At 45.7% G+C, this 12,599-nt stretch carries 9 protein-coding genes, 1 tRNA gene and 1 pseudogene; 1 reads left to right on the top strand and 10 read right to left on the bottom strand.

The genetic code is table 11. The annotated features are described in order from the left end of the window. The 10 genes and pseudogenes from QOR82_RS09510 to QOR82_RS07555 form a co-directional block, all read right to left on the bottom strand. Window positions 1–73: pseudogene (locus tag QOR82_RS09510) on the bottom strand (IS200/IS605 family transposase); the annotation flags it as partial. A 191-nt stretch (window positions 74–264) separates the two neighbouring features. Beyond that, the gene (locus QOR82_RS07595) at window positions 265–1,491 is read right to left on the bottom strand and encodes an NAD(P)/FAD-dependent oxidoreductase (protein WP_283584174.1); all 1,227 of its coding nucleotides are present in this window, start codon (window positions 1,489–1,491) and stop codon (window positions 265–267) included. A 208-nt stretch (window positions 1,492–1,699) separates the two neighbouring features. Beyond that, complete coding sequence (locus tag QOR82_RS07590) at window positions 1,700–3,070, bottom strand: SLC45 family MFS transporter (RefSeq protein WP_283584173.1); 1,371 nt, start codon at window positions 3,068–3,070, stop codon at window positions 1,700–1,702. Between the two features lie 31 nt (window positions 3,071–3,101). Further along, window positions 3,102–4,781, bottom strand: a complete 1,680-nt coding sequence (locus tag QOR82_RS07585) for an alpha-glucosidase (protein ID WP_283584172.1) — start codon at window positions 4,779–4,781, stop codon at window positions 3,102–3,104. Window positions 4,782–4,991: 210 nt separating this feature from the next. Next, window positions 4,992–6,746, bottom strand: a complete 1,755-nt coding sequence (gene cydC / locus QOR82_RS07580; protein WP_283584171.1) for a thiol reductant ABC exporter subunit CydC — start codon at window positions 6,744–6,746, stop codon at window positions 4,992–4,994. After that, the gene (gene cydD / locus QOR82_RS07575; protein WP_283584170.1) at window positions 6,736–8,463 is read right to left on the bottom strand and encodes a thiol reductant ABC exporter subunit CydD; all 1,728 of its coding nucleotides are present in this window, start codon (window positions 8,461–8,463) and stop codon (window positions 6,736–6,738) included. The genes cydC and cydD overlap by 11 nt, the downstream gene beginning before the upstream one ends. 16 nt (window positions 8,464–8,479) lie before the next feature. Then, the gene (cydB, locus tag QOR82_RS07570) at window positions 8,480–9,499 is read right to left on the bottom strand and encodes a cytochrome d ubiquinol oxidase subunit II (RefSeq protein ID WP_283584169.1); all 1,020 of its coding nucleotides are present in this window, start codon (window positions 9,497–9,499) and stop codon (window positions 8,480–8,482) included. After that, window positions 9,500–10,930, bottom strand: a complete 1,431-nt coding sequence (locus QOR82_RS07565) for a cytochrome ubiquinol oxidase subunit I (protein ID WP_283584175.1) — start codon at window positions 10,928–10,930, stop codon at window positions 9,500–9,502. 305 nt (window positions 10,931–11,235) lie between these two features. Beyond that, a tRNA-Ala gene (locus tag QOR82_RS07560) sits at window positions 11,236–11,308 on the bottom strand. Between the two features lie 51 nt (window positions 11,309–11,359). Then, a complete protein-coding gene (locus QOR82_RS07555) occupies window positions 11,360–11,851 on the bottom strand; it encodes a flavodoxin (RefSeq protein ID WP_283584168.1) in 492 nt (163 codons plus the stop codon). A 405-nt stretch (window positions 11,852–12,256) separates the two neighbouring features. Between QOR82_RS07555 and QOR82_RS07550 the strand changes: the two genes are divergently transcribed. Next, entirely contained in the window at window positions 12,257–12,490 is a 234-nt protein-coding gene (locus QOR82_RS07550; protein ID WP_283584167.1) for a hypothetical protein, read from the top strand. Window positions 12,491–12,599: the final 109 nt, after the last annotated feature.

Genomic DNA, 12,599 nt, shown 5'->3' with positions numbered 1-12,599 from the left:
TGATGTGGTAATTCAGATTGTAGACTGATGTTCGGCCATATGTAAGTCTATTAATATCTTTCATACCAATTATTATATCATGTTTTGCTTAAACCATGTGTAGCATAGGCATAAAAAGTAGGGGGGCAATTCATCACGTCTTTAAAAGAACGAGTTTCCTTGCCTCCCATTTCAAAAAACAGGTGTTTTCTCAGGTCTCTTTTATTTTACTTTTGTAATTTCACGTGTCTAGCAATCAGCCATTTTAAACGCTACCTTTGCTTTTTAATGGTAGAGATCAAATTGCCCTAATTTCATCATCTTGCCAACCCCGCCAACCTGGTAGAGAGATTTGTCAGCGATCAACTTCTTCATAACCGATGCAGACCGGCCTGTCACATTTACGCCCAGAGCGCGACCAAAAGCGTGAGTATTACCGATGGAAACGACCGTCCCCAGCCAGCAATACTTATAATCAGCCTTCTGAGGTCGACCGTTTAACCGACCAGCCAAGTCACGGGCCGCAAAACTTGCCATTGACAGCGCAATCTGGGCCGATGGGCTGTAGTACTTTTCACCAGCTCGTTCGGGATTGATGACTGAAGCGACGTCACCCAGGCTGTACAACTCATCATGGCCGGGAACCGTCAAATGCTTGGTCACTTTAATCCGGCCATGGTGATTGGCAAAACCAGAATCGTCAATCACCTGGCTGCCACGCACCCCAGTAGTCCACAAGATCGTGTGACCTTTGAGCTGGTGACGCTGACCCGTTTGATCGTTGGTGTGGACGTAATTAACGACCCCAGGGAAAATCTGCTTAATCGTGGCTCCTGGGATAATCTTGATTCCCAAGTGAGTCAAGGTGTGAACTCCATAATGGGCCACTTTGGGATCAAATTGCTGGAGGAGCCGGGTTAAGGAATTGATCAAAGTAATCTTGATATCTTTAGACTCGCAACCCGCCATCTTAGCTAACTGGGGTTTGATATCATTAATTTCACCTGCTAATTCAATTCCCGTGTAGCCCATGCCACAAATCAAAATCTGTAGGTCCTGGGGATCATGGAATTTCCGGTAGTGGTCAGCGACTTTTTGGAAGTGCGCTAAAATGGCCAGTGCATCCTTAACGTTAGTCAATGGCAAAGTATTCTGCTGAGCACCGGGAATTCCGTAAGTTTCACTAGCAAAACCTAAACTAAGGATACAGTAATCGTAGTCGATTGGGGCATGCTTCTGCAGTAAAACACGCTTATTTTCGGGATCGATCTTAAGAACCCGGTCCTGAACAAAGGTTGTCATCTCGCTATTTAGTATATCCCGGATTGGATAGGAAATTTGTTCTGGTTTAGTCTTACCAACTGCTACCTGGTGAATTTCCGTCGTTTGGTAATGGTAATCATTTTGGTCCACCAAAATGATTTGTACCGCAGCAGGGTCCACCCGCTTCTGAAATTTTTCTATGAAGTGAAGGCCAGCGTAACCTGCTCCCAGCACTACAACTTTCTTCATCCTAAGCACCCCTCAGTCAACACTGATTATCACCAGGCATTTTTTGATAACCAATTCTAATTCCGATTATTACGTATTAATAGTACATCATTTATAAGCATAACTTGCCACTAAAAAACTGTCAACATCACATTTAAGGGACCAAAAAAGCAGGTTTTCAGTACTCCACGAAGTACCAAAAACTTGCTCTAATACTAAACTGCTTCAACTAGGCAGCCTCTTTGACGGCAACCCCTTCGTGAATATTCGGAACAACAATGGCACCAATCAGCAAGGAAATTCCGCCAATTAACATCATCATCGTCTGGTTGTGACCAACTGCAGGGAAAATCAAGAAGCTGGCCAGCGAAGCAATGATTTGTGGCACACAAATCCCAACGTTGAAGAGTCCCAGATAAGCACCTTCGTTTTTCCCGTTGAGTGAAGAAGTCAGCAGGGTAAAAGGAATGGTGTTAATACTAAAGTTAGCAATACCAAACATAATCATGGCAACGACGGACAGCGCCTTGGAAGTGATAAAGGCCATGCTGCCCAGACCGATACCACCAAGGACCAAACCGAAGATGTACCATTTTTTCCGTGAATTAGGCTTAGCCTTGGCGTAAATCAGCCCCCAAATAATCCCGGCAATAGAATAAACAGCGGTTAAAACACCGTACCAGTTACCAGCAGCTTGGTAGCCGGCAGAGCTGACATTGGTTGTATGCCAGATGTTCTTAGCGACGGCACCGGTAGTGTATGTCCAAACGTACATGATGGCAAACCAGGAGAATAACTGAACCAGGTTGATTTCCCAGAAAGAACGCGGTGCGGTCTTGACCAGATGCCAAAGACTAACTTTCTTCTTCGCATCATTGACGTCAATGTTGTGGTACTCAGCGTAATGTTCCGGGTCATATTCCTTAACGTTAAAGACTGTCCACAGACCCGTTACCAGCAAAACAATTGCGGCAACCAAGTAGGCCCAGATAACGGTGTGGGGAACAACCCCGCGCTTAGCGGTGTTAGACATCCCAAATGCCGTGAAAATAAACGGTAGCAAAGTAGCGATAATAGCACCGGCATTAGAGAAGACTTGTTGCCACGACCAGGCAGCATTCTTTTGCTTGTTGTTGACCATGTCCCCGACTAACATCCGGAGCGGCTGCATGCAGACGTTAGAAAATAGGTCCATGAAGCAAATGGCCACGGCGGCGTAAATCATAGCAGCTACAGAACCGTAACCAAAGCCAAAGGAGCCGGAAAACGGCAGCATAATCAGAACCAAAGCGGCAATCGGCGTCCCAAACAGTAGGTATGGCAACCGCCGGCCAAAGCGGTTCCAGGTCCGGTCAGATAATTGCCCCAAAATTGGTTGAATAATCATCCCCATCAAAGGTGGGAAAATGAAGAAGAAACCTAAGTTATTCGGATTAGCACCAATCGTTTGGCAAATCCGGCTCATCTGCGAACTTTGCAGGGAAAAGGCCATATTAATCCCGAAAAAGGCAAAGGTAATTGAAAAGATTTCATACTTGGTTAAATTGGGCATCCCGGAGTCGACATCGACCCGGTTGTCCTCATTTGTTTTCTTAGTCATTGCACTGCCTCCAATCACATTTCAATTGAAATTAGTACTGGTAAACCCGGGCTTCATAAGGCCGAATCGTGTCACCGGCATCATCATAGTTGCTGATCAAAACTTTGGCTCCTGCTGGAACATCGAAGTGTCGTTGCAAAGTCTTATTAGTGTAATTGGTGATCACCAGTAAAGTTGTGTCATCATTAGAACGAACGTAGGCGAAGACATCCGGATCGTCCGAATTGCCCTTTGCCAAGCGGTAATCACCGTTGGTAATGACTGGCATCTCATGACGGAGCTTGATCAGCTTTTGGTAGTAGTAGAAAATCGAATTCGGATCCGCCAGTGCCTGCTTGACGTTAATCTGCTTGTAAGCGGGATTCATCTTTTCCCACGGCTGTCCATCAGTAAAGCCGGCGTTCTTGCTGTCATCCCACTGCATTGGTGTTCGCGCATTGTCACGACTACTGTGTGCGAGATACTTCATCATCGTTTGTCCGTCGAGCAAATGTTGATCATCAACCAACTGGTGGTAAGCATTGATCGATTCAAGGTCCACGTAGTCACTGAGCTTCGTAAAGCCAGCGTTGGTCATCCCAATTTCTTCCCCTTCAAAAATGTACGGGGTTCCCTGCTGGAAGTGAAGCATCGTTGCCAACATTTTAGCGGACTTGACCCGATTTTCTTCGGTACTGTCATCACCAAAACGGGAAACTACCCGCGGCTGGTCATGGTTATTCCAATAAAGTGAGTTCCAGGCTTTACCCATCAGTTCTTCTTGCCATTTGGTGAAGTTAGCTCGCAAGTCAGACAACGAAGCCTTTTTGTCATTCCACTTGCCCAGAGCTGGATTATCATTGCCATCAAGACCCATATGTTCAAATTGGAAGACCATGTTGAGTTCCTTGTTATCCAACGAGGCGTACTTTTGGGCGTCTTCTGGGGTTGCCCCTGGCGTTTCGCCAACGGTGATCATCTTGTGCTTGCTCATTACATTCTTGTTCATCTCTTGCAAGAATTCGTGAATTCGGGGACCATTTGCAACGAGCGGTTGAACGTTGGCATATTTTTCATCCGCGCTCTTCTTCCCGTCTGGCAATCCGGCAGGCTTAGAAATCAAGTTAATGACATCCATCCGGAAACCATCAACCCCTTTAGCCGCCCACCAGTTCATCATGTCATAAACGCTGTGACGAACCTTTGGATTTTCCCAGTTCAGATCCACCTGCTGCGGAGCAAAGAGGTGCAGGAAGTATTGGTCAGTCTGTTTATCATATTGCCAAGCCGAACCAGAGAAGTAAGATCCCCAGTTGTTCGGCGCCTGACCATTCTTGCCATCACGCCAAATGTAATAATCGCGATAAGGATTATCCTTGGACTTCTTAGACTCCTGGAACCACTTATGTTGGTCGGAAGTATGGTTGACAACCAGATCCATCACCAGCTTCATACCACGTTCATGGATGCCATCGATTAAGTCTTGAAAGTCAGCCATGTTGCCAAGAGTCGGATTAATTGCCTGGTAATCGCTGATGTCATAACCATTATCCACTTGCGGTGACTTGTAAATTGGGTTGAGCCAAATGATATCAACACCAAGCTTCTTCAGGTAATCGAGGTGTTCAATGATCCCACGGAGGTCACCCACACCATCGCCGTTACTGTCCTGAAAACTCTTCGGATAGATTTGGTAAACGACTGAGTTATTCCACCAATGCTTGTTTTCCATGCAGTTCGCGCTCCTTCATAATAAACCAAAATATCGTGCAAACGTTTGCAAAACTTTCGATTCTTATCTTACCATGATTAGACCAGAAAGCAAGAAATAAAAGTAAGCGTATACATTTTGACAAAAAGAAAAACCCGCGAACTCCTTACGGAACCACGGGTTTGAACGATTCGCAAAAAAATATTTTATTTCAATGAAACGGCAACTTTTTTAATGCAAGCGTCCTTGATCAGCGGCCTTTAGGTCACGGAAATGCTGGTTGGTCGCTTCCAGTTGCGAAGGAGACCCCTGCATCGTCAATTGTCCGTCTTCTAAGAAAATCACTTGGTCCATCATGTCAATCCCTTGGAGATGGTGAGTGATCCAAATGAGGGTTTTCCCCCTTAACTGCTCCTTGATAGTGTCAAGCAGGTCCTGTTCGGTCAATGGGTCCAGTCCAACCGTTGGCTCATCAAACAAGACGATCGGCGTATCCTTGAGTAGGATCCGGGCCAGGGCCAACCGATGGCGTTCACCGCCGGAAAAACGCAATCCAGCTTCGTCAACCATCGTATTGAGTCCCTTTGGAAGACGCTCAACCATCTTTTTCAGCTTCACTCTTTCGAGGACATCCCAAATCTGTTCGTCACTCGCTTCCTCATCCCCCAGGCGAATATTATTGGCCAAGCTGGTGTTGAAGAGGTATGGTGTTTGATTCATTACCCCGAGATACTGCGCCATCTGGTCACCAAACTCGCTAGTTGGCACGCCATTAAGGCTGATCGTCCCAACAGTCGGCGTCCGATCACCGCGGAGTAGCGAGGCTAATGTTGTCTTGCCAGATCCACTCCGACCAAGAATTGCGATCTTTTCCCCCTGTCGAATCGTCAAATTCAGCCCTTTCAAAATCTCATGATCTGTCTGCGGATAAGTATAGTGTAGATTGTTAATTTCAAAATCATAGGGTCCGTGCAGAGATAGTTTCTTGACTGCCGGTTTTTCTGGCTGGTTCAAGCGGTTGAGGCGAACTAAGGAGTCAGTATAAATGTTCGTCTCCTGAGCCGCCGCCGGCAGAGCAGCAAAGGCTTCGTCCAGGGGAAAAATAGCCAATACGAAGGCGGCAATCCAGTTTGCGCTCGGGCCATGTACCCCGCCAAAGTTTTCGGCTCCCCAAATAATTAAGCTGATAGCAATAGCTAGCAAAAGGAGTTGCTGAACGAAATCACGCAGCAATTCAAAACGATGCATTGCCGCCTTGGTTGCCACCAACTGATTTTCGTGTTTTTGGTGAGCAGCAACGTAGGCGTCACCACGACCAGCAAAAGTCCAATCCGTAATCCCCATCACATTATCCGTCAAGTCTGCGTAGAGTTCGTTCTTTTGCTTTTTTTCAGCAACTTGACGGGCCCCATTAACCAAAATTGACCAGAATGGAACCGCAAAGATCATCAGACCGAAGAGGAGCAAAAGCCACAGCGCCATTAAGGGAGAAATAATCCCGATGCCAACAATAATGATTAAGTAAAGTCCCCACGAAACCATCATCGGAAAGATCGTTCGCAGGTAAAGGTTTTGGATATGACTGACATCTTCGGCCAATAAACCCAGAATATCACCCAGTTGGTACTTGCCAGTCAAAAAGACAGCGTCTGGTTCCAAGGAATCATATAACTGCTTGCGAAAATGCGAAGTCATTTTCAGGACCCAGTTGTGCGAGGTCAACCGTTCAGCATACTGGAAAGCCGGACGACCAATTCCGAAAGCCCGAGTCAGGACGATCGGTACATAGACCAGAAGAATGTTGTATGGATGAGTTGCCGATTTAGAAATCAAGTAACCGGCCGTAAACATCAACGCCCCCGCACAGAAAAAGGTGCAGACCCCTAAAAAGATTGCGATCGCCAAGGTCCAACGGTAACGCTTCAAATAAGGACGGACCCAGCGATCATGTTTTAGAGCCCGCAATAACGGAATTTTACTGAACATTTGTTGAGCCTCCCCTCATTTGGTCGACCAGCTGACGATAATAGCCATTATCGGCCATCAAAGCTGCTTCAGTCCCCTGTTCCACCAGGCGGCCATGATTCATCACCAGAATGTAATCCATCTGGTGCATCCAGTGAAGTCGGTGCGTCGCAAAGATTACCAACCGATCTTTCATCAACGGCAGCATCCGTTTTTTCAGTTCTAGCTCGGTTTCAATATCTAGGTGGGCAGTCGGTTCATCAAAGATCAGAATCCGCCGCTTACGATCCAAAAAGGCACGTGCCAGAGCAATCCGTTGGGCCTGACCGCCACTGAGGACGCGCTTACCACTGCCGATCATCGTATTGATACCATCAGGCAGCTCGGCGACTAGGTCATCGAGGCCAACAACATGGATCGCTTCCTTGACCCGTTCATCACTGACCCCAGGCGTGTAAAAAGCCACGTTATCGCGCAAAGAAGCCGTAAAAACGTAAGGTGATTGAGGAATATAAATGATTTGCGACCGCCACTGAGCCAAATTCATTTCAGCAACGGGGTGACCCTGGATAACGAACTGCCCTGCCCGCGGTTTTAGAAAACCGGCAATCATATTGATCAAAGTGGTTTTCCCCGAACCACTCATCCCGACAATTCCAACCTTTGCCAGGCCGTGAATTGTGGTGTTGACTGGGGCAATTTGAGCACCGTGCTCGTAAGCAAAGGAGACGTTTTGCAACTGCAAATCATCGTTGCTACTCCAAGGATGCAGAGCGAGCTTTGGTTCAACCGGATCCGGCTGAGATAAAATCTTGTTAATAGCCGCAAAGGAATTCTTACCGTTCAGAGTCGCATGGAAGTCACTGGCAAAGTTGCGGATTGGCTTGAAGTATTCCGGCGCTAAAATCAGAATTGCTAACGACGGGAACAACGTTAACCGTGCTTGGATTAAACCGTAGCCCAAGTAGACCGCCAGGATGGCAATCGAGAGGGTAGTAAAGAAGTCCAGTGCAAAGGTCGACAACATTGCAATTTTTAAAACATCCATCGTACTGTGCCGGAAGCGTTCGCTCGAATTAAAGATACTCTTGGAATAACGCTTGCTCAGGCCGACGTACTTTAGCACGTCAATCCCGCGCAGAGAATCCAAAAAGTTGTTGGACAACTTCGTAAAGACGCCGAATTGGGTCTTTGCCTTGTCAAGAGCAGCATTACCAAGCAAAATCATAAAAATAATGATTAAAGGATAGACGGCTAACATGATCAGAGCACATACCCAGTTAAGGTAAAAGGACAAGAGCAAAATGACGACGGGGACAATCATCATCACTAATACTTTGCTGAACATCAGTTCAATGTATTGTTCGATGTTGCTAATGCCATCTAAGGTAAGGGTCACGAGGTGCCCCGTCCCCTGGTCCTGAGTCAAATGCGGTCCGAGAGCAAACACTTTTTTCAACAAACGACCACGCAGACTCTGGGCAGCAGAGCGAGCATAGCGACTCAATTTGCTGCCAGCCCACCAATTGACGATTTGCCGCAAGACAAAGCACAAGGCAAAAAGCAGGATTCCCCGTCCTTGCGATTGCCAGGAATGACCATGCCACAAACCAACAAGAACAGCAGTGAGAAACAGCGCCTGGCCGATAATCAAAACGGCTTGCAGAACATAGAGCCCTACAAGCCGCTTGAGTATTGACCGAGCGCCCGGAAGTTTAAAGAGCGCTTTATCAATCATTTAAATGCATCCCCCGTTATTTGCTGGCTGCTGAAACTCGCGGCATCGCAACCCGTTTCCGGAAGATCCAGTATGCCCAGATCGTGTAAGCCAAAATGAATGGCAGCAGGATGCACGTTGCAATCGTCATCACAGTCAAGGTGTATGGCGATGAAGAAGCACCAGTAATCATCAGGTCATACTTTGGCGACAGTGAAGAAATCAGAACCCGTGGGAACAGCCCCGCAAAGATGAGAACTACCAGCGCCACCATCGTCAAACCGCTCATGATGAAGGCAAGCCCCTCTTTGTCTGACCGAACTGACAAATGGGCACAAACGGAGAACCCAACGATCAGCACTAAGCACAAAATCGTGGCCACCGGGTGAACCCGCAAGAAGTCAGTCTGGAACAGGAGCAGAAGTGCAAAAATCACTTCGCCGGCATACAGCACATAGTAGAGTTTGTCGGCATACTGCTGAGCTCGCTTTTGAATCGGGCCAACCGTCTTCAAAGCAATGTAGTTCAAGCCGTGAAGGTAGCACAGCAGCGTCAACGCAATGCCACCAACCAGTGAGAACCAGTTAATGTAGTCAAAGAAGTGGGCGTTCATGTTGGCTTGAGCATCAAACGGCATCCCCTTGATCATTGAGATAAAGACAATCCCGAAGAAGAATGGCACGATGAAGGAGCCGCCAGCCAGGGTATTTTCCCAAATATGCTTCTTTTCCAGCGGACTGTGAGCCCGAAATTCAAAGCAAACTCCCCGGATGATCAACCCGATCAAAATGATAAAGAAGATCAGGTAATAACCCGAAAACAGTGCCGCATACCAGTTCGGATAGGACGCGAACATGGCCCCGCCGGCAGTAATCAGCCAAACTTCATTAGCATCCCAAACGGGCCCGAATGATTCGATCAGTTGCGACCGTTCGGCCTCATTATGGGCCAAGGTTGGCACGGCCATCCCGATCCCGTAGTCAAAGCCATCCAGGAAGAAAAAGCCAGAAAACAGGACGCCTAATAGGATGAACCATAAAATTTGTAGAAATGACATCTAGAAGGCCTCCTTTGCAAACGGATCTACCTTTGCAGAATAGCCATAATCAATGTCATCGGTCGGGTTATTGCGCAGGAAACGCACAATCAAAGCGATCAAAACAATTGCTAGCGTCAGGAATAAGCAGAAGTAGACGATGTTTGAAATCAGCAACGAAGCAACTGAAACATTCGGTGAAACACTTTGGGCAATGGTGTACATTCCATAAACCGTCCATGGTGCCCGGCCGAGTTCCGTAATCAACCAACCACAAGTATTCGCAATAAATGGTGTGAAGGTCATCAGCGCCATCACCCACAACGTCCACTTGTGTTTATACATATACTGCGAGGACTTGCGCGTCATAAAGAGCCCGATTAAAGCTACCAGGAAGATTAACGTCCCGAAGCCAGCCATAAAGCGGAAACTCCAGAATAAGGTGTTAACCGGAACGTAGTAGTCCACCTTGTTGCCATCGATTTTGGCACCATATTTGTGAACCAGCTCCTGGTTGACTTCGTCCATCCCCTTCACGGCTCCCGTCGTCTTGTGGTAAGACAAGATTGAGAGCATGTCTGGGATGTCAATCCGCGCCTTGACTTGGTGATTCTTCGTATCAGCAAAACCAATCACCGTCCACGGCGCCTTATCACCAGTCGTCTTGTAAAGATCTTCGGTTGCCGCAAACTTCATCGGTTGTTCGTTAACCAAGTAAATCATTTGCTTGTCACCGAGATAGATCCCACAAACACTGAAGATCAGCATAACCCACAGACCAATCCGCATCGTCTTTTTGTAGATATTGCGATTTTGGTCACTTAAGGAACGTTTCTTGAGCAGTTGGAAGGCAGAGAGACCAGCAAAAATCACCCCACCCATCAAAAGAGCGTTCAAAACAACGTGGCCGTATTCATAGTGCAATTGCGGATTGCCGAGCAATGCCCAGAAATCAGCCATTTCAGCACGACCATGGCGAATAACATAGCCGGTCGGGTGCTGCATAAAGGAGTTGGCCGTCAAAATCCACAGAGCTGAAGTCATCGAGCCAAACACAACCATCCAGTTGAAGAAGAGGTGGAGCCCCTTTCCAACCTTGGTCCAAGTAAAGTGCCAAAGACCAATAAACGTCGATTCAATGAAGAATGACAGCAGAGCTTCGAACGCTAGTGGGGCGCCGAAGATGTCACCCATGAACCGTGAATAATCAGACCAGTTCATCCCGAATTGGAATTCTTGGATGATCCCGGTCACAACACCAACGGCAAAAGACAGTAAGAAGACATTACCCCAAAACATAGTCATCTTTTTATAGTCTTCGTCTTTGGTGCGAACGTAGATCGACTCCATAATCGCAACAACAAAGGCCGTCCCAATTGAAAACGGGACAAAGAAAAAGTGAAAAACCGTCGTCATCGCAAACTGGAACCGAGCCAATGAAACAATTGACATCATTATCCCTCCAGTTTCACCAAAGCATGTAGCCATTAATCAGATATTTAACAACTACAGTAAGAATTATTGCTTACAGTCACAGTGTACACCTTTCCTAAATCGTTTTCAATATTGGCGGTAGTCATTTTTTCTTGTCATTATGGCAATTAGAGTATTAATTTGTTTGATTGATAAATCAAATACTATTTATCACATGCTACGGGAGCAGATAATTATAATAATTTACATTGTTTTTACAATACAACCAAATAAAAAAGCCCTTAGCACTCGGGGAACGAATACTAAGGGCACGAAAATTATAATGGACGGTACGAGATTCGAACTCGTGACCTCTTGCATGCGAAGCAAGCGCTCTCCCAACTGAGCTAATCGCCCAAAAAAGACTACGCCCTTTATTATAGATTGAATGTCGTTGGGGTCAAGCAATTACTTGGCATTAATTTTGTTTTGCTTTAGCCATTGAGCAATTAACTCTGCCGGATGAAGAGTATTGGCACTCTGAATGGACAATTCATCCTTCACCGTTAGGTTCAAAAAGTCTTTCAAATCTCGTCGGCTATTGTTTTGGGTTGAAAAGTCATAACTATCAAAGATGTAGAGATCTTTACCCATCAAGTCATAATCATTGAGAAAAGAAACGACGGCCATCGGAACGGAAAATTTCCAGATTGGAAAACCGACAAAGATCTGCTGGTAGTCAGCCATGTTTGTAATCGTCTCATTACTTAAATTTGGGAGCAGCTGATTGCTGTATTCAAGATGGGATACCCCAAGTGCCTGGTTGTAGTCTTTCGGGTACGGCTTTTGGGTTTTGATTTCGACTTCGGTTGCCCCATCTAACTGGCGTCCTAATTCATCCGCCATCTTTTTGGTGTGACCACTATAGGAAAAATACAATATTAATTGTTGGTTAGCCATAATAATCATCCACTCTCATTGAAAATTTAAGCATATTCTTACATAACTTTTAGTTTAGACCTTTCAATTATCATCTGCAAGTCTCTAAGTGAAACAAAGTGCCACATATTCAACAGGTATAAAGCGCTTTGCTTCAGGTTCATTGAGAAAGACAGTATTGGCTTTTATTTACTGATTTTGATTTTCGTTATCAGCGAGTAAATTTTTCAGGAAAAGTCTACTATCCTTTAAGAATTAGTAGAATCTTCTTGTTTTCTTTTGGTTAGAAATTTAAAGGATTAACACTTCCTTGGTTATTAACGATCATCATTATCTTCATCGTGATGGAACATACTGTAACCAATAAAGAGGTAACATTTGATGCGTACCCCCAAAGTTGGAAATCGACTTTGGGGGTATTTTTTTATGACTAAAATTAGCATAAACACTAAGCTTAAGGCTGTCGAAGAGTATGCCAATGGTAATGATAGTAAAGAATTTATCAGGAAAAAATACGGGATCGCCGAACCTGATTTTCAAATCTGTGTGGGAATTTATGCAAGATTTGGTAAGAAAACATTACTTAATCCACCGAAGGTGAATGGGGATTTTCGGTTAAATTTGGTAAAGTGGAAACAAGAAAATTTAGGTGGATTATAGAATGAAGTTAGCCACCTAATTGGTGGTAAATGCAAAAACGCCATTCGGCGTGACATCAGGTATCATATTAAGTGAATCAAACCTATATGAAAGGATGTCCGTCAAATGA

It is taken from the genome of Limosilactobacillus difficilis (genome assembly GCF_947387495.1).
GTDB classification, from domain to species: Bacteria; Bacillota; Bacilli; order Lactobacillales; family Lactobacillaceae; genus Limosilactobacillus; species Limosilactobacillus difficilis.
The sequence above is the reverse complement of the archived record's forward strand: the minus strand, read 5'-3'. Positions and strand labels throughout refer to the sequence as shown.

What these genes read in the sequence shown, in the direction of transcription:
- QOR82_RS07595 (WP_283584174.1), bottom strand. Translation starts at nt 1,491, where the DNA reads ATGAAGAAAGTTGTAGTGCTGGGAGCAGGTTACGCTGGCCTTCACTTC.
- QOR82_RS07590 (WP_283584173.1), bottom strand. Translation starts at nt 3,070, where the DNA reads ATGACTAAGAAAACAAATGAGGACAACCGGGTCGATGTCGACTCCGGG.
- QOR82_RS07585 (WP_283584172.1), bottom strand. Translation starts at nt 4,781, where the DNA reads ATGGAAAACAAGCATTGGTGGAATAACTCAGTCGTTTACCAAATCTAT.
- cydC (WP_283584171.1), bottom strand. Translation starts at nt 6,746, where the DNA reads ATGTTCAGTAAAATTCCGTTATTGCGGGCTCTAAAACATGATCGCTGG.
- cydD (WP_283584170.1), bottom strand. Translation starts at nt 8,463, where the DNA reads ATGATTGATAAAGCGCTCTTTAAACTTCCGGGCGCTCGGTCAATACTC.
- cydB (WP_283584169.1), bottom strand. Translation starts at nt 9,499, where the DNA reads ATGTCATTTCTACAAATTTTATGGTTCATCCTATTAGGCGTCCTGTTT.
- QOR82_RS07565 (WP_283584175.1), bottom strand. Translation starts at nt 10,930, where the DNA reads ATGTCAATTGTTTCATTGGCTCGGTTCCAGTTTGCGATGACGACGGTT.
- QOR82_RS07555 (WP_283584168.1), bottom strand. Translation starts at nt 11,851, where the DNA reads ATGGCTAACCAACAATTAATATTGTATTTTTCCTATAGTGGTCACACC.
- QOR82_RS07550 (WP_283584167.1), top strand. Translation starts at nt 12,257, where the DNA reads ATGACTAAAATTAGCATAAACACTAAGCTTAAGGCTGTCGAAGAGTAT.